Origin of the sequence: Kribbella sp. NBC_01245 (genome assembly GCF_036226525.1) — a bacterium.
Lineage (GTDB): Bacteria > Actinomycetota > Actinomycetes > Propionibacteriales > Kribbellaceae > Kribbella.
Genome location: NZ_CP108487.1, coordinates 3,941,011 through 3,960,387, shown reverse-complemented (window position 1 = coordinate 3,960,387; position 19,377 = coordinate 3,941,011). Strand labels below are relative to the sequence as shown.

The 19,377-nt window shown below is 68.0% G+C and carries 18 protein-coding genes; all 18 read left to right on the top strand.

Going from position 1 to position 19,377, the window contains the following annotated elements; translation table 11 throughout:
• The first annotated feature begins 21 nt into the window (after positions 1-21).
• The 18 genes from OG394_RS17540 to OG394_RS17455 all read left to right on the top strand — a co-directional run bounded on the left by OG394_RS17540 (position 22) and on the right by OG394_RS17455 (position 19,352).
• Positions 22-675, top strand: a complete 654-nt coding sequence (locus OG394_RS17540) for a hypothetical protein (RefSeq protein ID WP_328996451.1) — start codon at positions 22-24, stop codon at positions 673-675.
• 9 nt (positions 676-684) lie between these two features.
• On the top strand, positions 685-1,377 hold the full coding sequence (locus OG394_RS17535) for a response regulator transcription factor (protein ID WP_328996450.1): 693 nt from the start codon (positions 685-687) through the stop codon (positions 1,375-1,377).
• Between the two features lies 1 nt (position 1,378).
• Complete coding sequence (locus OG394_RS17530) at positions 1,379-2,701, top strand: sensor histidine kinase (RefSeq protein ID WP_328996449.1); 1,323 nt, start codon at positions 1,379-1,381, stop codon at positions 2,699-2,701.
• A 65-nt stretch (positions 2,702-2,766) separates the two neighbouring features.
• Positions 2,767-4,686, top strand: a complete 1,920-nt coding sequence (locus tag OG394_RS17525; protein ID WP_328996448.1) for a DUF222 domain-containing protein — start codon at positions 2,767-2,769, stop codon at positions 4,684-4,686.
• 147 nt (positions 4,687-4,833) lie between these two features.
• A complete protein-coding gene (locus tag OG394_RS17520) occupies positions 4,834-5,160 on the top strand; it encodes a hypothetical protein (protein ID WP_328996447.1) in 327 nt (108 codons plus the stop codon).
• Between the two features lie 161 nt (positions 5,161-5,321).
• Complete coding sequence (locus tag OG394_RS17515; RefSeq protein WP_328996446.1) at positions 5,322-6,191, top strand: FAD:protein FMN transferase; 870 nt, start codon at positions 5,322-5,324, stop codon at positions 6,189-6,191.
• A 31-nt stretch (positions 6,192-6,222) separates the two neighbouring features.
• Entirely contained in the window at positions 6,223-6,795 is a 573-nt protein-coding gene (locus OG394_RS17510) for a hypothetical protein (RefSeq protein ID WP_328996445.1), read from the top strand.
• An 8-nt stretch (positions 6,796-6,803) separates the two neighbouring features.
• Positions 6,804-8,111 carry an NADH-ubiquinone oxidoreductase-F iron-sulfur binding region domain-containing protein gene (locus tag OG394_RS17505; RefSeq protein WP_328996444.1) on the top strand — a complete coding sequence of 436 codons (1,308 nt, stop codon included), beginning with the start codon at positions 6,804-6,806 and terminating at the stop codon, positions 8,109-8,111.
• Positions 8,108-8,308, top strand: a complete 201-nt coding sequence (locus tag OG394_RS17500; RefSeq protein ID WP_328996443.1) for a ferredoxin — start codon at positions 8,108-8,110, stop codon at positions 8,306-8,308. Before OG394_RS17505 ends, OG394_RS17500 begins: the two co-directional genes overlap by 4 nt.
• A gap of 154 nt (positions 8,309-8,462) precedes the next feature.
• On the top strand, positions 8,463-13,340 hold the full coding sequence (locus OG394_RS17495; protein WP_328996442.1) for an NAD-glutamate dehydrogenase: 4,878 nt from the start codon (positions 8,463-8,465) through the stop codon (positions 13,338-13,340).
• Between the two features lie 18 nt (positions 13,341-13,358).
• Positions 13,359-14,102 (top strand): GntR family transcriptional regulator, encoded by a 744-nt coding sequence (locus OG394_RS17490; protein WP_328996441.1) that lies wholly within the window; start codon positions 13,359-13,361, stop codon positions 14,100-14,102.
• A gap of 69 nt (positions 14,103-14,171) precedes the next feature.
• Entirely contained in the window at positions 14,172-14,669 is a 498-nt protein-coding gene (locus OG394_RS17485) for a SigE family RNA polymerase sigma factor (protein ID WP_328996440.1), read from the top strand.
• A 26-nt stretch (positions 14,670-14,695) separates the two neighbouring features.
• Positions 14,696-15,472, top strand: coding sequence for a hypothetical protein (locus tag OG394_RS17480; RefSeq protein WP_328996439.1), 777 nt, complete (start codon positions 14,696-14,698; stop codon positions 15,470-15,472).
• A gap of 161 nt (positions 15,473-15,633) precedes the next feature.
• Entirely contained in the window at positions 15,634-16,911 is a 1,278-nt protein-coding gene (locus OG394_RS17475) for a CpaF family protein (RefSeq protein ID WP_328996438.1), read from the top strand.
• Positions 16,908-17,771 (top strand): type II secretion system F family protein, encoded by an 864-nt coding sequence (locus OG394_RS17470; RefSeq protein WP_328996437.1) that lies wholly within the window; start codon positions 16,908-16,910, stop codon positions 17,769-17,771. Before OG394_RS17475 ends, OG394_RS17470 begins: the two co-directional genes overlap by 4 nt.
• Positions 17,768-18,706 carry a type II secretion system F family protein gene (locus OG394_RS17465; protein WP_328996436.1) on the top strand — a complete coding sequence of 313 codons (939 nt, stop codon included), beginning with the start codon at positions 17,768-17,770 and terminating at the stop codon, positions 18,704-18,706. The genes OG394_RS17470 and OG394_RS17465 overlap by 4 nt, the downstream gene beginning before the upstream one ends.
• A 16-nt stretch (positions 18,707-18,722) precedes the next feature.
• Positions 18,723-18,929 carry a hypothetical protein gene (locus OG394_RS17460; RefSeq protein ID WP_328996435.1) on the top strand — a complete coding sequence of 69 codons (207 nt, stop codon included), beginning with the start codon at positions 18,723-18,725 and terminating at the stop codon, positions 18,927-18,929.
• A 69-nt stretch (positions 18,930-18,998) separates the two neighbouring features.
• Positions 18,999-19,352: a TadE/TadG family type IV pilus assembly protein gene (locus OG394_RS17455; protein WP_328996434.1), complete on the top strand. Its 354-nt coding sequence runs from the start codon at positions 18,999-19,001 to the stop codon at positions 19,350-19,352.
• Positions 19,353-19,377 lie beyond the last annotated feature (25 nt).

The window sequence follows — 19,377 nt, the reverse complement described above, 5'->3', positions numbered from 1 at the left end:
GCGAGCCGGGATGTGACCATCGTGAAGCTTTACTCCGACGTCGGAACCCAACGGGCCGGACAGGTGATCGGGGACCTGTTTCTGGTCGCCTGGATCGCGTTCTGTGCGGGCCTGGGATATCTGGTCTTCAAGGTCACCAATCTGCTCGGCGTGCCCGGGCGCAAGGTGGCCGAGGCCGGTGACGCCTTGTCGGGGGATCTGCGCCGCCTGGCAGAACCCGCGGGCGACGTACCGGCCGTTGGTTCCAAGCTGCGCGCGCCGCTGGACAGTGCCGCCGGAGCCGCGACCAAGCTCGCGGATGCCGGCCGGGATCAGGCGGCGGCGGTCGAGCAACTGGCGTACGTGCTGGGCGGGGTGACCGTTCTCTTGCCGGTCCTGTTCGCGTTGCTGATCTGGTTGCCGCGGCGAATCCTGTTCTCCCGGCGGGCGACGGCCGCGCAACGCTTCATCGACTCGGATGCCGATCTGGAGCTGTTCGCCTTACGCGCGATGGCCAACCAGCCGATGCACAAGCTCGCGAAGATCAGCGACGACCCGGTCTCGGCCTGGCGTTCGCGCGACCCCGAGGTGATGAATCAGCTGGCCAACCTGGAACTGCGCTCGGTCGGCTTGCGCGCACCAGCCCGTCTTATTGCCGAGGGCAACGAGATTAGGGAATTGGATCAGGAGAGCTAATCTCTTGCCATGGCCCGGGTACTGCTGATCGAGGACGACGACGCGATTCGTACATCGCTCGTGCGTTCGCTGACGGCTGCCGGGCATGTGCTGACCGCGGTGGCGGCCGGCGCGGACGGTATCGCGGCGGTCGCGCGGGACAAGCCGGACGTCGTGCTGCTCGATCTCGGCCTGCCTGATCTCGACGGGCGGGATGTGCTCGCGATGATGCGGGCGGTGAGCGAAGTGCCGGTGATCGTGGCGACCGCGCGGGATGACGACGACAGTATGGTCCGGCTGCTCGATGCCGGCGCGGACGATTACGTGATCAAGCCGTTCAGCTCGGCCCAGATCGACGCCCGGATCCGCGCGGTGCTGCGGCGCGGCGGCAATGGCTCGGGGGAGGACGAGACGATCCGGCTGGGCGAGCTGGTCGTCGATCCGCGCAGCCGGGAGGTGACGGTCGGTGGCGGTTCGGTCGAGCTGACGCGGAAGGAGTTCGACCTGCTGCTGGCGCTGGCCCGACGGCCCGGCGCGGTGGTGTCGAAGCGCGAGCTGCTCGCCGAGGTGTGGGGGATGCCGTGGGGAGGTGGTGACCGGACGGTCGACGTCCATCTGTCCTGGTTGCGCCGGAAGTTGGGCGAGACCGCGGCCGCTCCGCGTTATCTGCACAGCGTTCGCGGGGTTGGCGTGAAGCTGGCCCTGCCGGATCAGGGCGGCTGACATGCGCCGCCGGATTCTCCTGCTCTCGGTCGGGATGACCACGCTGGTCGTGCTGGCCTTTGCGATTCCGTTGATGCTGCTGATGCGTTCCGCCGCCGAGGACGATGCCCTGGAACGAGCCGGTCTTCGGTTGGAGACCGTCGCGTATTACGTCGGCGATCGGGACAAGTCTGTCGAGGACATCACCGACTTCCTGGCCGAGGTGAAGACCCAGGGCCCGGGCGCGATCTCGGTCTGCCTGCACGACGGGACCGTGCTGGGGGATGCCGCGCCCGACCAGGACGACGTACTCGTTTCCGGCTCCGGCTATGGCGGCGCCGGTAAGGGCAAAGGCCCGCCGAAGTTGTCCGATACCAAGGTCAAACGGCTCGCCGGTGGTGTCGTGAAGGAGATCCAGGTCGACCGCGGCGAGAACGGCGCGGCGGTCCGGATCTACCTCACCAACGCCCAACTGCGCGAAGGCCTGGTGCCGGATCTGCTGGTGCTCGGGGCGGGCAGTCTGCTCGTCCTGCTGCTGAGCATCGCCGGCGCCGAGTTGGTCACGCGCCGCCTGACCCGTCCGCTGGAAGAGACGGCCGGTACGGCGGAACGGCTGGCCCGTGGTGAGGTCGACGCGCGCGCACCGACAACCGGTCCGGCCGAGGTCGCGAAAGTCGGTGCCGCGCTGAACGGTCTGGCCGATCGCATCGACGAGGTGATCTCGGTCGAACGCGAAGCCGTCGCGGACCTCTCCCATCGTTTGCGTACGCCGCTGACGGCCCTGCGCTTGCAGGTGGAGGCCTTACCGGATCGCGAGCGGGCCGAGGAGCTGAACACGCAGGTCAACGCGCTGGAGCGGGCGTTGACCGCGGTGATCCGGTCAGCCCGTCGTCCGCAGCGGGAGGGCCGAGTGCCGCATTGCGACGCGACCGAGGTGGCTCGGCGGCGAGCGGCGTTCTGGGCGCCGTTGTTCGAGGACCAGGGGCGGGAGTTGGTGGTCGACGTGCCGCCTGGGCCGTTGCCGGTGCGTGCTGCGCGCGAGGATCTGGCGGCGGCCATTGACGCCTTGGTGGAGAACGTTGTCGCGCATACGCCTGATGGGGTGCCGATGAGGTTGTCGGTTGCGTCTGCTCGGGTCGGCGCGTCTGGTGGTGCGCTGCTGACGGTGGCTGACGAAGGGCCGGGCATTCCGTTGGGAGCCGGCGAACGAGGCCGAAGCGACCGAGGCTCAACCGGCCTAGGCCTCGACATAGCCCGCCGCTGCGCCGAAGCCTCCGGCGGCCACCTCGTAATCCGCCCCACCCAACCCCACGCCGTAGTAGAACTCCACCTCGGCGCCCCTTAACTCTTCGCCAACCCCGCGACACGGTCGCCGCCTCCTTTCGCGCCAGCCCGACGCGGCGTTTGCTGATGGCCTTCCCTGTCGGCCCCGTCCGCAAGGTGGCGATTTCCCTTGTGGATAACGGAAATCGCCGCCTCGCAGTCTGTATAATCGCTAGTATGTTCGATAACGGTGTTGATGAGCTCGACGTGGACCAGACCCTGGACCGCGCCGCCGCCTCGCGCGCCCGCATCGCCGCCGACGAGGCCGAGTCGCTGCTGCTCGCCCTGCACTACACCGACCTCAACGCCACCGTCGACCCACCGCCGGGTGGGGAGATCGTGCCGGGAGTGGAACGGCTGCGCGTGTACGGCGGTGAAGGCTGCCCGCCGATCGCCGAATTCTGCGCCCAGGAATTCGGCTGGCGCCTCGGCATGTCCCACGGCGCCGCGGCCGCCTACCTCGGCGAAGCCCTCGCCCTACGGCACCGATTCCCCAAAACCCTCGCCCAGGTCCTGGCCGGCAACGCCGAAGCCTGGCGGGCCCGCTCGATCGCCCGCACCTGCCTATCCCTGAGTTTGGCCGCGGCCGCCATCGTCGACGCCAAGATCCACGCCATCATCAACACCGTCACCCCGTCACGGCTGAAGGTGTTCGTGAAGGCGGCCAAAATGCAAGCCGACCCCGCCAAAGCCCAAGCCGACGCCGACCTCTACGCCCGCCAACGCGGCGTCTGGCTCGGCCAATCCAACGACCACGGCACCAAATCCGTCATCGCCCGCACCGCAACCGGTGACGCGATCCGCTTCGATGCCGCCGTCGACGAACTCGCCGACATCATGGCGCAAGAGGGCGAGCCCGGCTCCCACCAGCAACTCCGCGCCAAAGCCGTCGGACTGCTGGCCGACCCCGCCGTCGCCCTGGACCTGCGCGAACACGGCCGCCGCAAAGCCCGCAAGAACGCCGCCCAGAACGCCGCAGCCCACCACAACAACAACGGCGAGCCCGGCAACGACAGCAAGGGCGGCAATGACAGCGAGTGCGGCGAACGCGGCGAGTACGGCGAACGCGGCGGACGCGGCGAGTACGGCGAACGCGGCGAATACGGCGAACGCGGCGAATACGGCGAGTACGGCGAACGCGGCGAACGCGGCGAGTACGGCGAACGCGGCGAATACGGCGAATGCGACAGCGGTGGGAAGGGCGACGCGTACGGCACCGGCAGCGAGCACGAACAGCCTTGGTACGGCACCGACAGCGACGACGACGTGCCGGTGGATCAGTTCCTCGCCGGCCTCAAGGCCCGCAACCCGAACCGCGCCCGGGCGCCACATTCGTTCTATGTGCGTATCTCGCAGGAGGCACTGGCCAGTGGTGACGGTGTCGCGTGGGTCGAGGGGATTGGTCCGCTGCTGGTGTCGCAACTGAAGGAACTCATCGGCCACGAGGCCGTGGTCCTCAAACCCGTCATCGACCTGCGCGAACCCCTCAGTGCTGACACCTATCAAGTGCCGCAGCGGATCAGGGAGTGGGTGAAACTGCGCTACCCGACGCCGATGGAGCCGTGGGCCACTGGCGAAACCACCTTCTCCACCGATCTTGATCATGTGGTGCCGTACGACAAGAACGGTCCACCGGGACAGACCAGTACACGGAACCTGTTGCCGGTGACACGCACGCCACACCGGGCGAAAACCCACGGTGGCCTGCGTAATGCGCTGCTGCCTGACGGCAGCGTCGAATGGACCACCCCGCGCGGCGCCCGGTACCTGGTCGACCACACCGGCACCTACTACCTCGGCCAGGTCAACCTCACCACCGGCGAACTCACCCCACCAAAGCAGAACGGAGCCAAGCCCACTGGCAAGTACACGAACAAGACCACCAACACGACCACCAACACGACCACCAAGACGATCGGCGGGAAGAAGGGGCGAAAGAAGAATGCCAACACTCGCCTGACCCGAATCGGCCTTACCCCAGAGGAGTTGCCCGATGACTGTGCTTAACGAGCGTGCCGGTGCGCCTGGCGATGCGGTCGCCGCCATGAATCGAGCCAACTGAAAGTGGGCGTTCAGGCAGTTCTCAGGGGAACTTGATGCTGGCTTGAGGGTTTGCTGAGGTCCGCCTGACGTGGCCGGCGCGAGGGTTGGCGCATGGTCAATCATGCGGAGGATGCTCAGGTCGTTCGGGCGCGGTGGTTGCGGCGTTCGGCGGCGACGGCGGTAGCGACGGCCGTGATCGGGATCGGCGGGACCGGGCTCGCGGTGGCGGTGCTGACCGGCCGGCAGGCGATCGGTAGCGGGACCGGATCGGACGGGACGTCGAGTACGTCTAGTACGTCTGATACCGACTCGGGTGAGGCCGCCGGGTCCACGTCCAGTACTGCTGCTAGTGCCGGTTCGACCGATAGCCAGAGCGAGGGCGGGCTGGGGCAGGCCGAGCAGGACCAGCCGGCCCAGGGTGGGAGCAACGGCTCATGACCGCCGAGACGTCGATCTCGAAGACCAGAGCCCGGAAAGGGCGAGCCGTCGAGACATCAACCCTGAAAGCCGGGACTGGGCGAGTTCCGTCGAGTCGGGGTGGGAAGGGAGAGCGGGTGGTTGGGACGCGGGGGTGGGAGGCGTGGAGTTGTCAGGTTCGGGTGACTGTTGATGATCCGGAGGTGGTTGGCGCTTGTGCGGGCACGTTGAAGGCGATGATGGATCGGGTGGAACGGGCGTCGAGCCGGTTCCTGCCGGACTCCGAGTTGTCGGTGGTCAACGGGCGCGCGGGCATGATGGTGCCGGTTTCGCGGCTGCTGGTCGACATGGTGGACGTGGCGTTGGTTTCCGCGTCGATGAGCGGGGGTGCGGTTGATCCGACGGTTGGCGCGGCCGTTATCTCGGCTGGGTATGACGCTGACATCGAGCTGGTACGTCGCCGCCGGGCGCTTGCGCCGGGGCGTGGGCCTGGTGAGGTGGCGCGGGCGGTGCCGGGGTGGCGGCAGGTTCGGCTGGACCGGAAGCTTGCGCGGATTGGCGTACCGCCTGGGGTGACGCTTGACCTTGGTGCAATCGGTAAGGCCTGGACGGCGGATCGGGCGGCGACGGTACTCGCCGAGCGATACGGATGCGCCGTACTGGTGGAGATCGGTGGTGACCTTCGGGCGGCGGGCGAGTCTCGGGAGCCATGGGTAATCGAGGTTGCCGAGCGGGCCGGGGATGAGGGTACGGCGGTGACGCTTGCGCATGGCGGGCTCGCCACGTCGACCACGACCGTGCGGAAGTGGGCTACCGGGCATCACCTGATCGATCCGCGTACCGGGCGGCCGGCTGAGGGTCCTTGGCGAACGGCGAGTGTGTGGGCGCCGACGGCTGTGCGGGCGAACACCTTTAGTACGGCGCTCGTCGCGACAGGGGATGCGGCCCTCGGACGGTTGACCTTGGCTGGTCATCCCGCCCGGCTGGTTGGGCAGGACGGCGAGATCTTCGAACTCGCTGGCTGGCCCACTCGGAACAAGGCCGCCTCATGACGCCCCGCGCCGAGCAGCAGGGGGTCCGCGAATGACGCTTTGGTATTTGGCGCGGGCGGCCGGGGTGATGGCGTTGGTGTTCTTCACGGTGTCCGCGGCGCTTGGCGCGTTAGGGGCTGCGGGCAACAATCCGGGTAGACGGTTCCTGCTGCAGTATGTGCATCGTTCGGCGGCGGTCACCGGGCTGGTGCTGATTGCCGCTCACGTGGCGGCGGTGGTTGCCGATAGCAACGTTCAGATCAGTCTGTCGGTGTTGGTCTGGCCGTTCGGGTCCGGCTACCGGCCCGTCGCGATGGCGATCGGAGTGCTCGCCTTGTACGGGTTGGTGCTCGCGGCAGTCGTTGGCGCGGCACGCGGGCGGATGGCGCGGTCGGAAGGCCTCACCAAGTGGTGGCGCGGGGTCCACCTCGTCGCGGCTGCCGGGTGGGTGCTGTCGGTCGGGCACGGACTTTTGGCCGGGACCGATGCCGGCACGTGGTGGATGTTCGCCGTCAACGTGGGATGCGTGCTGACCGTCGCCGCGGCCGTGGCGTTCCGGCTCAGGCATCGAACCGCCCAAACCCGCACGACATTCCGAACAGCGCCCGTGTTGGTGCAGAGATGAGGGGCGTGATGGATATGACCAGGGTGATCGGGCCGGCGAGATTGCTGGGCGAAGTCGAGGGGCCGATGCCTGAGCTGACTCGCGCGGCGTACCAGGAATTGGTGGCGGCCGTCGGGTTGCGCGGTCGGGGTGGTGCCGGGTTCCCGGTGTCGGTGAAGCTCGCCGATCTGCCGGCCGACGGTAGTTCCGCCGTGGTGGTGAACGGGTCCGAAAGCGAGCCGATCAGCCGCAAGGATCGCCTGCTGATGACCATGGCGCCGCATCTGGTTCTCGACGGCGCGATCGGCATTGCCAAGGCCCTCCGCGCCCCGCTGGTCATCGTCTCGGTGCACGACCCGGCGGCCGCCGCGGCAATGCGAGCAGCCGCCACATCCCGATCCGCCGCAGCCCGATCCGCCGCAGCCCGATCCGCCGCAGCCCGGTCCGCCGCAGCCCGGTCCACAGAAGCGAGACTCGATATCCGCGTCGACGAGTCGCCCGGCCGGTTCGTAGCGGGCGAGGCGCGGGCAGTCTTGCGGGGGCTTGAAGGCGGAAAGGCGGTTCCGCCAGGGCGGCGTACGTTGCCGAGCCGGAAGGGATACCAGGGTCGGCCGACCTTCCTCTCGAACGTCGAGACGTTCGCCCAGATCGCCGTACTCGCCCGTCTGGGCGCGCGGGAATACGCTCGCACGGGTCTCGCGGCCGAGCCCGGCACCCAGCTCCTCACGATCGCGGGCGACGTCGAACGTCCCGGCGTGATCGAGGTGCCCACCGGCGTACCGCTCGACACGATCTTGGCCGCATCCGGTGCCGCGACAGGCAGTACGACGTTGCTCGGCGGGTATCACGGGATCTGGCTGCCGCGTACCGAAGGCGTGCTGCTGAGTCGTACGGTCAAGGAGATCCCGCTTGGCGCGGGAATCGTGCTCGCGCTCGGGCCGGACACCTGCCCACTCGGCGAGGTTCATCGCGTCGCGCAATGGCTGGCGGATCAGTCGGCCAAGCAATGCGGTCCGTGCGTGTTCGGCCTCGGCGCGATCGTCGACGACTTCGGCCGGCTGCTCGCGGGCGACCCGAACGGCTGGCACGACGCCCGCCGGCACCTCGGCCTGGTCGACGGGCGCGGGGCGTGCGCGCATCCGGACGGCGCGGCGAGGTTCCTGGCGTCAGCGCTCGACGCGTTCGGCGACGACGTCCGCGACCACCTCGGCACGGGCTGCGGCCGCCCGGTCCGAGGCGTCCTCCCGGTCCGAGGCGTCCTCCCGCTCGGCGGCGGCCAGCAGCTGCGGAACCGCCCAGTCACGGCGTACGGCGCCAGCCTGGGAGGTTCGCGATGAGGCTCGACATCGATTGGACGCGATGTGACGGCCACGGCCTCTGCGCAACCCTCCTGGCCGGCAAGGTCACGCTGGACGACTGGGGGTTCCCGGTCATACCGCGCGGCGAGATCGCCAAGGCCGACGTACCGCACGCTCGCCGAGCGGCCGCCGCCTGCCCAGCCCTCGCCCTGCGGCTCAAAGGAACCGGCGGGTAACCAAAAAGCGCCGACCAAAATTAAGCCGTAGGCAAAAGTTAAGGACCGTCCCGGCATCACACCAGTGACACGAGAGGACTAGTCTCGGAGGTGGGCGCACAAGGGCGTACGCCCCGGCGCCGGGCGCCGCGGTTTCGCGTGGAGACGAGTGGGGATGCAGAACAAGCTGGACGTTCTGAAGGCGGACGTTCTGGGCAAGGCGGTGGTGGCTGGAGCACACCTGCACGAGAAGAGTGAGAAGGCGGTAGACCCCGCCAAGCTCACCACCTTCCTCGAGAGGTACTACCGCTACGTGGCGGCGGAGGACATCTGCCGTCGTCAGCCGACCGACGTGCTGGGGGCGGCGCGACACCATTACCGGTCGGCGGGGCACCGGCCACAGGGCACCGCGAAGGTGCAGGTCTTCACCCCGACCGTGGAAGAGCACGGCTGGTCCGCGAACGGGCACACCGTGGTCGAGATCGTCGTCGACGACATGCCGTTCCTGGTCGACTCGGCCTCCATGGTGATCGCCGACAACGGCATCGCGCTGCACCTGCTGGTGCACCCGCAGTTCGTGGTCCGCCGCGATATCGCCGGCGCGCTGCAAGAGGTCATCGCCGATGAGACGGCCGCAGCGGACGGGCACGACCTGGTCCGCGAGAGCTGGATGCACCTCGAGATCGATCGCATCCCCGACCTCGCCGAGCACCGTCGCCTCGAGGAAAACCTGAGCCGCGTGCTGAACGACGTCCGCGAGGCCGTCGAGGACTGGCCCAAGATGCACGACAAGGCCGTCGCGATCGCGGCCGGCCTGGTCGCGTCCGAGCTGCCGGTCGACGACACCGAGGTCGAGGAGACCCAGGAGCTACTCGAGTGGCTCGCCGACGAGCACTTCACGTTCCTCGGTTACCGCGAATACGCGTTCACGATGGAGGGCGACCAGGGCATCCTGCGCGGCGTCCCCGGCACCGGCCTCGGCATCCTGCGCCGCGACTCGAAACAAGGCGAGAACGCCGGCCTGCTGCCGCCCGAGGTCAGCGCGAAGGCTCGGGAGAAGAAGCTCCTGATCCTCACGAAGGCCAATTCGCGCTCGACCGTGCACCGGTCGTCGTACCTGGACTATGTCGGCATCAAGACCTTCGACGAGAACGGTGAGCCCGTCCGCGAGCAGCGGTTCATCGGCCTGCTCGCCTCCACGGCGTACACCGAGAGCGTTATGCAGGTGCCGGTGCTGCGGCGCAAGGCGTTCGACCTGTTCCGGCTGACCGGGTTCGAGGCGAACAGCCACAGCGGCAAGGGCTTGCTCGACGTGCTCGAGACGTACCCGCGCGACGAGCTGCTGCAGGCTCCCGTCGAGGACCTGCTGCCGATCGTCCAGACCGTGCTGCACCTGCAGGAGCGGCGCGCGGTCAAGCTGTTCATCCGCCGCGACGTCTACAACCGCTACCTGTCCTGCCTGGTCTACCTGCCGCGTGACCGCTACACCACCGCGGTCCGGCTCAAGATGCAGGAGATCCTCAAGGACGCGATCGGCGCGGACTCGGTCGACTACGCCGCCCATGTGACCGAGTCGGTCTTGGCGCGGGTGCACTTCGTCGTCCGGATGAAGCAGGGCCAGACGGTCGGCGAGTACGACGCGGAGGACCTCGAGCGCCAGGTGATCGAGACCACCCGGGCCTGGGAGGACGACTTCGCCGCGGCATTGCACGACGAGGTCGGGGATGTCGCGGCGACGAAGCTGACCAGGTTGTACGGCGACTCCTTCGGGCAGGCGTACAAGGAAGACTTCCGGGCCGAGGTGGCCGTCGCGGACGTCTGCAAGCTCAAGGACCTGCCGGCCACGGACGGCCTGGCGATGTCGCTCTACTCGCCGATCGATGCCGAGGGCAACGAGAAACGGTTCAAGCTGTACCGGACCGGCTCGTCGCTGTCGTTGTCGCAGGTGCTGCCGAAGCTGACGCATATGGGTGTCGAGGTGATCGACGAGCGGCCGTACGAGTTCCGCCGCGCCGACGGCACCACGGCGTACATCTATGATTTCGGGCTGCGCGCGCCGGAGACCGAGGAAGTGCACGAGGATCTGCGGCAGCTCTTCTCGGAGACGTTCCAGGCGGTCTGGGACGGCCGCGCCGAGAGCGACAACCTGAACGCGCTGGTGGTGAAGGGATTCCTCACCTGGCGGCAGGTCTCGGTGCTGCGCGCGTACCAGAAGTACATCCGCCAGGGCGGTACGCCGTTCAGCCAGGACTACATCGAGAACAGCTTCCTGGCCCACGTCGATATCGCGGCGTTGCTGGTCAAGCTGTTCGAGACGAGGTTCGACCCGGCGCTGGGTGCGGCCGACGACTCGGCCAGAGAGGCCGCCGCCGGCCAGCTGGTCAAGGAGATCAACGCCGCGCTCGACACGGTGAAGTCGCTGGACGAGGACCGCATCCTCCGGTCGTACCTGACCGCGATCAAGGCCACCCTGCGGACGAACTACTTCCAGCCCGGCCCCGACGGCCAGGACCGTGGCTACATCTCGTTCAAGCTCGACCCGAAGGCCATTCCGGATCTGCCCGAGCCCCGCCCGGCGTACGAGATCTTCGTCTACTCGCCACGCGTCGAAGGTGTGCACCTGCGCTTCGGCGCGGTCGCGCGAGGTGGTCTGCGCTGGTCGGACCGGCGCGAGGACTTCCGGACCGAGGTGCTCGGTCTGGTCAAGGCGCAGATGGTGAAGAACTCGGTGATCGTGCCGGTCGGTGCGAAGGGCGGCTTCTACGCCAAGCAACTGCCCGAGCCGGGCCCGGACCGCAATGCCTGGATGGAAGAGGGCATCGCCTGCTACAAGACCTTCATCTCGGGTCTGCTCGACATCACCGACAACATCGTCGGCGACAAGATCGTGCCGCCGGCCGATGTGGTCCGGTACGACTCCGACGACGCGTATCTGGTGGTCGCGGCCGACAAGGGCACGGCGACGTTCTCCGATATCGCGAACGGTGTCGCCAAGGAGTACGGCTTCTGGCTGGGTGACGCGTTCGCCTCGGGTGGTTCGGTCGGCTACGACCACAAGGCGATGGGTATCACCGCGCGTGGTGCCTGGGAGTCGGTCAAGCGGCACTTCCGCGAGATGGGGCACAACTGCCAGGCCGAGGACTTCACCGTCGTCGGGATCGGCGACATGTCGGGTGACGTGTTCGGCAACGGCATGCTGTTGTCGGAGCACATCCGGCTGGTGGCCGCGTTCGACCACCGGCACATCTTCCTGGACCCGACGCCCGATGCCGCCAAGTCGTACGCCGAGCGCCGGCGCTTGTTCGACCTGCCGCGGTCTTCCTGGGCGGACTACGCGCCCGAGCTGATCTCGAGTGGTGGCGGTATCTACCCGCGCACGGACAAGGCAATCCCGATCTCGGCCGAGGTGGCGCAGGCGCTCGGGCTGGAGAGCCAAGTCAACTCGATGACGCCCGCCGAGCTGATGCAGGCCATCTTGAAGGCGCCGGTCGATCTGTTCTGGAACGGCGGTATCGGCACGTACGTGAAGGCGGCAGCCGAGACGCACGCGGATGTCGGTGACAAGGCCAACGACGCGATCCGGATCAACGGTGCCCAGTTGCGCGCCAAGGCGGTCGGTGAGGGCGGCAACCTGGGTCTGACCCAGCTCGGCCGGATCGAGTACGCCGCGACCGGTGGCCGGATCAACACCGACTTCATTGACAACGTCGCCGGGGTGGACACCTCCGACCACGAGGTCAACATCAAGATCCTGCTGGACAAGGTCGTCGCGGATGGCGATCTGACCGAGAAGCAGCGCAACGATGTGATCGCGTCGATGACCGACGAGGTCGCGGACCTGGTGCTGAAGAGCAACTACCGGCAGAACATCGCCCTGGCCAACGCGACCGCCCAGGCCCCGGCTCTGCTGCACGTGCATCAGGACTGGGTACGGCGGCTGGAGCGTCAGGGGCTGCTCGACCGGGAGCTCGAGTTCTTGCCGAGTGTCGCGGAGTTCAAGCGGCGTAAGGCGGACGGGCGTGGGCTCACCGCGCCTGAGTTGTCCGTGCTGATCGCCTACACGAAGATCGTGCTCGAGTCGGAGCTGCTGAAGACCTCGCTGCCGGACGACGAGTACCTGAAGTCGAAGCTGGTCAGCTATTTCCCGAAGGTGATCCAGGAGCGGTTCGCCGAGCCGATGCTGGCGCACCAGCTGCGCCGGGAGATCATCGTCACCCAGGTGGTGAACGAGTTCGTCAACTCTTCCGGTATCACCGCGTTCCACCGGCTCTCGCTGGAGACCGGCGGTTCGGTCGAGGACGTCGTCCGGGCGAACCTCGCCGCCAGCAGGATCTTCGCGCAGCCGGATCTGCTGGCCCGGAACGCCGAATTGGACAACGTTGTCGACGCCGAAACGCAGAGCCGGATGCGGCTGGAGACCCGCACACTGGTCGAGCGCGCGACTCGTTGGCTCGTCAGCAATCGACGGCCACCGGTCGATATCGCCGAACTGGTCGACCACTTCGGTCCGGGGATCGCGACGGTCAAGGACGCTCTGCCCGATCTGCTGCGTGGACGCGAGCTCGCGTTGTTCGAGCAGCGCCGGGAGAACCTGATGGCCAAGGGCGTCGGCGCGGAATTCGCCACCAGGATCGCGATCCTGCCCCCGGCGTACGCCGCGCTCGGCATCGTCGAGACCTCGGCCCGCGACGGTCTCGACGTACTCGAAGTGGCACGGGTCCACTTCGCACTGGGCGAACGCCTGCAGCTGGGCGTCTTCCTGGAGCGGATCATCGCGCTGCCGCGCAGTGACCGGTGGCAGACGATGGCGCGGGCGGCGTTGCGGGACGACCTGCACGCCGTACATGCGAGGTTGACCGCTCAAGTGCTTGCCAGCACGGATTCCCAGCTGGAGTCGGAGGAGCGCGTGATCGCCTGGCAGGACCTCAATGCGACCGCGTTGCAGCGGGCTTCCACCATGATGGAGGAGATCGTCGAGACCGACGGCCCGGAACTGGCCCACCTCTCGGTCGGCCTCCGACTGGTCCGCACCCTGCTGGACAACCCTGCGTAAGCCTCCCATGATGTCCGGATGAACACCGTCCAGGTCACCGTCGACAGATCCAGTCGAACGCCGTTGCACGTCCAGCTCGCGCAGCAACTCGAAGCCGCGATCACCGGAGGTGACCTGCCGGTCGGCTCACGCCTGAGCAACGAGGTCGACCTCGCCGAGGCGTATGGCCTGAGCCGTCCAACGGTTCGCCAGGCCATCGCCCGGCTGGTCGACCAGGGTCTGCTGGTGCGCAAGCGCGGTGTCGGCACCCAGGTCGTCGGCAATGCCGGCCAGGTCCGCCGTTCGCTCGAACTCACGAGCTTGTACGACGACCTGGCCGCGACCAACCGCAAACCCGAGACCGAAGTGCTCTGGCTCGGGCCGGTCGGCGCTACCGCGGACGTGGCGACAGCCCTGCAATGCGAACAGGGCGACCGGGTCCTGCGGATCGAGCGTCTGCGCCGCGCCGATGGCGAACCGCTCGCCATCATGCGGAACTGGCTGCCGACCGAGGTGCTCGACACCGACGCCGCCACCCTCGCCGCCAACGGCCTTTACGAGTTGCTCCGCGCGGAAGGCGTCCGGTTGAAGGTGGCCCACCAGACCATCTCGGCCCTGCCCGCGACCGCCGAACAGGCCCGCCTCCTCGGCGAACAGCCCGGCGCACCGCTCCTGGCCACCACCCGCATCACGTACGACGACCACGGCCGCGCGGTGGAGTACGGCTCCCACCTGTTCCGGGCGTCGCGCTACGCCTTCGAGCACACCCTCGTCCACCGCTGATCTTTGGTGTGACACATTTCGGGGTTCATGGCGTCTAAGGGGTTGTAAGACCCCGACGGAGAGGCGCCGATGAGACCGACGACGGACTTCGAGGAGTTCGCGGTGGCGAGAACACCGCAGCTCTTCCGTACGGCCTGGTTGCTGACCGGTGACCGCCATCAGGCCGAGGACCTGGTGCAGGAGACGCTGGCGCGCATGTTCCGGGCGTGGAAGGGCATCGACCGGGTGGAGAACCCGGGAGCCTACGCGCAGACCGTACTGGCCCGGACCTTCATCACCCAGCGGCGGCGGCGGAGTTCGACCGAGCGGCCAACCGCGGAGCTGCCGGAACAGGCGAGTGGTGAGGTCGATCAGGCCCTGCGGGTATCCCTGCAGGCCGCGCTGGCCGAGCTCAGCCCGCTGGATCGTGCCGTGCTGGTGCTGCGGTTCTTCGAAGATCGCAGCGTCGAACAGGTCGCGCGTGATCTCGGCAAGAGCTCCGGCGCCATCCGCAACCGCACCTCCCGCGCCCTGACCAAGCTGCGCGACGTGCTCGGTGCGGATGCCTTCCACCTCAGCCTCTCCTGACCAGACCTGATGACAGAGGGAAGACCATGACCGACATCTCCGACCTGATGCGCCGGGCCACCGACGGCCTCGCACCCGAATCACCCGATCTGGTCCAGCGTGGAATGGCTCAGGGCCTGCGAATGCGCCGCCGCCGTACCGTGCTGGTCTCCGCGGCAGCCGCCGGCGCAGTGATCGCCACGGCGGGCTTCGCGGTCGCCGTCCAGTCCATCGGCCCGGGCAACACCGCCCCTGGTGGGGTGCAGGTGGCGGGCCAGACGACCGCCAAGCCCACGCCTCGGCCGACTGCCACCAAGCCGACGACCAAACCCTGGCAGCCGAGGTTCGCCCTCAATACCTTGCGGAAGGTGCTGCCTGCTGAGGTCAAGACCAGCGACCCGCACGTCTGGGGGGAAAAGGGCGACTTCAACGGCGGCAGCTGGACGATCGACGATGGCGGTGGCCTAGCCGAGGTCAACGCGATGATCGCGCGGCACAGCTTGAAGAACTGCACGGACGACGACCTTCCCGCGTCCTGCCGGAAGCTGGCCGACGGCACCTTGGTGGTCTCGAGGAAGCTCGAACCGAGCTACGGGCCGGGTGACCCGCGAGACGTAGGCGTCGTCGCGAACAGCGTTGAGGTCTATCGCCCAGACGGGCTCAGGGTGAACATTATGGCCTTCAACTCCGTCGACGAGAAGGACAGCCCCAAGACCCGCGCTCTCCCGCCGTACACGGTCGAGCAACTCACCACCATGGCCCGCAAACCCGCCTGGGCCCCAGCCCTCGCCATCCTCAACCCCCCGGCCAAGCCGGCGAAATAGCGCCACCCACCCGTCCGGAGAGCCGCCCAAGGTGGTTCTCCGGATGTTGGGTGACGGGAGGGTTATCCACAGGGTGGCGATCGTGACTGGCTGTAGAGGGGTGGTCACTGAGAGGATGTACCCGTCAGGCGCTGGGGAGGCCCGAGCAGACGGGGGAGACGATGACCGCGGAGAGAGTTGCCGCTCGCCGGCCGGGGTGGAGCAGTGCGATCGAGCTGATCGACGCCCAGGTGCGCGACGTGGTTCGCCGCGAGGGCATCGACCCACTGCGTGATCCGGGCGCGGTGAAGGCGATCGTCACGTCGGTCGTGAAGGAGTACGACGAGCGCAGTCTGACCGGGCTGGTGCCGCCTATCGAGGACGCCGACTCCGTACATCGCGAGGTGCACGACCGGGTCGCGGGGTTCGGGCCGTTGCAGCGTTATCTGGATGACCCGGAAATTGAGGAGATCTGGATCAACGAGCCGTCCCGGGTGTTCATCGCCCGCGGTGGGCGGCACGAGTTGACCACCACGGTGCTGACCGAGGAGGAGGTCGGCGACCTGGTCGAGCGGATGCTGAAGACCACCGGGCGCCGGATCGACGTGTCCCAGCCGTTCACCGACGCACGTCTCCCCGACGGCAGCCGGGTGCACGTTGTGCTCGGCGGTATCACCAATCGTCATCCGGCGATCAACATCCGCAAGTTCACCGTGCGCGCGACCCGGCTGGCGGATCTGGTCGCGCTCGGTTCGCTCACGCCGCACGCGGCCGCCGTACTGGAGGCCTCGGTCGCGGTCGGGCTGAACGTGCTCGTTTCGGGTGGCACGCAAGCCGGTAAGACCACCATGCTGAACGCGCTGGCCGGTTCCATCCCTGGCAGTGAGCGGGTGATCAGTTGCGAGGAGGTCTTCGAGATCCGGCTGCCGATCCCCGACTGGGTGCCGATGCAGACGCGGCAGGCTGGGCTCGAGGGCACTGGTGAGATCCGGCTCCGCGACCTGGTCAAGGAGTCGCTGCGGATGCGCCCGTCCCGGCTGATCGTCGGTGAGGTTCGAGGTGAGGAGTGCCTGGATCTGCTCCTGGCGTTGAACAGTGGTCTGCCTGGGATGTGCTCGTTGCATGCGAACTCGGCTCGCGAGGCGCTGAACAAGATGTGCACTTTGCCCTTGCTCGCCGGGGAGAACATCGGCTCCCGCTTCGTGTTGCCGACCGTGGCTGGCTGCATCGATCTCGTCGTCCATCTCGATATCGCGGCCGATGGACACCGCCGGGTCCGCGAGATCGTCGCGGTCAGCGGTCGTATCGAGGAGCAGACGATCGAGACCGAGAGCCTTTTCAGTACGGTCGAGGGCAGGCTCGTCCGGGCGGAGGGCCAGTTGCCCCATCCGGAGCGGTTCCAGCGCGCGGGATACTCGCCACACTCGCTGCTGGCCGATCGGCGGGGAGTGGCGCGTTGATCGGCTTGCTGCTCGGGCTGTTCCTCGGGGTCGGCCTGCTGCTGATCGCCTGGTCATTCGTGGTGCCGCCGTCGCCCGGCCCGCGGACTGATGGCCGATTGACCTCGGCCAGTCGCGAGCTGCTCGCCGAGGCCGGCGTCGAGGGCGTCACGCCTGGGGCCTTCATCGGGGTCTGCGCGATGGCCGGGTTGACCGGATTCCTGCTGATGTTCGTCGTATCGGGCGCGCTGCCGATCGGCCTGGTCTTCGGCGTACTCGCTGGCGGCGGTCCGGTGACGTTGCTCAAGGGTCGCGTACGTCGTCGCCGGGCCGAATTCCGTGAGCTTTGGCCGGACGTGGTGGACAACATCGCCTCCGCCGTACGGGCCGGGCTCTCGTTGTCGGAGGCTCTCGCGCAGGTTGGGGATCGCGGGCCGTTGCCGTTGCGGGAGCCGTTCCGCCGGTTCGGCGCGGATTACGCCTCGACCGGGCGGTTCGCGGAATCGCTCGACCGGTTGAAGGCGCGGTTGGCCGATCCGGTTGGCGATCGGGTGGTCGAGGCCTTGCGGATTGCTCGCGAGGTAGGCGGTGGCGACCTCGGGCGGTTGCTGCGCTCGCTCTCGACGTTCCTGCGCGACGACGCGCGGACCAGATCCGAGCTGGAGGCTCGCCAGTCCTGGTCGATCAACGGCGCCCGGGTCGCGGTCGCGGCGCCGTGGCTGGTGCTGGCGATGCTCTCGTTCCAGGGCGAGGTGATCCGGCGCTACAACTCACCTGCCGGAGCCGTCGTGATCGGTATTGGGGCCGTTCTCTGCCTATTGGCGTACCGCGTGATGCTGCGGATCGGCCGACTACCCGAGCCCGAGCGGGTGCTGCGATGAGCCCGTGGTGGTTGGGCGGATCGCTCGGCACGTTATTCGGCATCGGCCTGCTGCTCGTCGTACGACGCGTGCCATTCCTGCACAAGCCGTCGGTCGACGACCGGATCAGCCCGTACCTGCGGGATCTCAGTGGGCCCGAAGTCTTCGTCGGGGTGACCAGTTCGTCCTCGCCGTTCCACGCGTTGATGCGGTTGTTCGAGCCGTCGCTGCGCAATGGGGCCAGGCGGTTGGAGCGCCTGCTGGGTGGTGCGGCGTCGGTGCGAAAACGGCTCGCGCGAGCCGGAATCGACCGTGGCGTTGAGGAATTCCGGATCGAGCAGGTCCTCTGGGGTGCGGCCTTCTTCGGTATCGCCCTGGTCATGTCGTTGATCGCGCTGACCGCGGGCAAGGGCAATCCGCTCGGCCTGATCATCTTCTGCGCGGTGGCCGGGGTGCTCGGCGTGCTCTCACGCGACACCTATCTGACGTCCCAGGTCCGTCGGCGCGAGCGGCGCCTGCTGGCCGAGCTGCCGACCGTGGCCGAGATGCTCGCGCTGGCGGTCGCTGCCGGTGAGGGTCCGGCCGCGGCGCTCGACCGGGTAGCGCGATCGAGCCGGGGCGAGCTGGCGCAGGAGCTTCAGCGCGTGCTGGCAGAAACCCGTGCGGGGGAGTCGCTGGTCCGCGCACTCGACGCCCTGGCCGATCGGACCGGGTTGGTGGCGCTGTCCCGCTTCGCCGATGGGCTAGCCGTTGCGCTGGAGCGAGGCACGCCGCTGGCCGACGTACTGCGGGCCCAGGCGGGCGACATTCGCGAGGCGAACCGCCGGGAGCTGATCGAGAACGGCGCCCGTCGCGAGGTCGCGATGATGGTGCCGGTGGTGTTCCTCGTTCTGCCCGTGACCGTGGTTTTCGCGTTCTTCCCCGGCGCTGTCGGGATTCGGCTGATGGCCGGTTAGGCAAGGAGAGATCGAGATGTCACTGCTGATGACGAGACTGCTGGTGGGCCTCAAGCTGGCCCTGTTCCCGGCACCCCGGCGCGAGCGCGGCGACGTACCCGGCTGGGTACTGATCACCGTAATGACGGCCGGCCTGGTAGCCGGCCTCATCGCCTTCGTCGGCCCCGAACTGCAATCCATGCTCCGCCGAGCCCTAGACGCTGTCACCAAAGCCGGCAACTAAGCCATGTCCGGCCGTAGGTGCCGTGGGTGCTGTCTGGGCGATCGCGGTCGGGGTGAGCGTGGATCGGCCGTGGTCGACTTCGTGCTGGTCTCGTTACTAGTCGTCCCGCTCTTCGTCGGCCTGCTCCAACTCGGCCTCTACCTATACGTGCGCAACACCATCGCAGCCGCCGCCTCGGAAGGCGCCCACTACGCGGCCGTCATCGACCGAGACGCGTCCGACGGCGAATTCCGCACCCGCTCACTCATCGGCGGTGTCGTACAAGATGAACTGATCGACGACATCCGCGCCGAGGCGATCGACCTCAACGGCCAACCCGCCGTTCGCGTCGTCGTAAACGCGCACATGCCGCCACTAGGGCTGTGGGGACCGGGCCTCGCCTTCACCGTCCGCGGCCACGCCATCAAGGAGACCGGCCAATGACGGCCCGCGCCTCGAAGGAGACCGG

Excerpts from the sequence above, each read along its gene's own strand:
- OG394_RS17460 (WP_328996435.1), top strand. The coding sequence starts at position 18,723 with ATGTCACTGCTGATGACGAGACTGCTGGTGGGCCTCAAGCTGGCCCTG.
- OG394_RS17480 (WP_328996439.1), top strand. The coding sequence starts at position 14,696 with ATGACCGACATCTCCGACCTGATGCGCCGGGCCACCGACGGCCTCGCA.
- OG394_RS17500 (WP_328996443.1), top strand. The coding sequence starts at position 8,108 with ATGAGGCTCGACATCGATTGGACGCGATGTGACGGCCACGGCCTCTGC.
- OG394_RS17510 (WP_328996445.1), top strand. The coding sequence starts at position 6,223 with ATGACGCTTTGGTATTTGGCGCGGGCGGCCGGGGTGATGGCGTTGGTG.
- OG394_RS17490 (WP_328996441.1), top strand. The coding sequence starts at position 13,359 with ATGAACACCGTCCAGGTCACCGTCGACAGATCCAGTCGAACGCCGTTG.
- OG394_RS17475 (WP_328996438.1), top strand. The coding sequence starts at position 15,634 with ATGACCGCGGAGAGAGTTGCCGCTCGCCGGCCGGGGTGGAGCAGTGCG.
- OG394_RS17520 (WP_328996447.1), top strand. The coding sequence starts at position 4,834 with ATGGTCAATCATGCGGAGGATGCTCAGGTCGTTCGGGCGCGGTGGTTG.
- OG394_RS17530 (WP_328996449.1), top strand. The coding sequence starts at position 1,379 with ATGCGCCGCCGGATTCTCCTGCTCTCGGTCGGGATGACCACGCTGGTC.
- OG394_RS17535 (WP_328996450.1), top strand. The coding sequence starts at position 685 with ATGGCCCGGGTACTGCTGATCGAGGACGACGACGCGATTCGTACATCG.
- OG394_RS17505 (WP_328996444.1), top strand. The coding sequence starts at position 6,804 with ATGGATATGACCAGGGTGATCGGGCCGGCGAGATTGCTGGGCGAAGTC.
- OG394_RS17465 (WP_328996436.1), top strand. The coding sequence starts at position 17,768 with ATGAGCCCGTGGTGGTTGGGCGGATCGCTCGGCACGTTATTCGGCATC.
- OG394_RS17485 (WP_328996440.1), top strand. The coding sequence starts at position 14,172 with ATGAGACCGACGACGGACTTCGAGGAGTTCGCGGTGGCGAGAACACCG.
- OG394_RS17495 (WP_328996442.1), top strand. The coding sequence starts at position 8,463 with ATGCAGAACAAGCTGGACGTTCTGAAGGCGGACGTTCTGGGCAAGGCG.
- OG394_RS17525 (WP_328996448.1), top strand. The coding sequence starts at position 2,767 with ATGGCCTTCCCTGTCGGCCCCGTCCGCAAGGTGGCGATTTCCCTTGTG.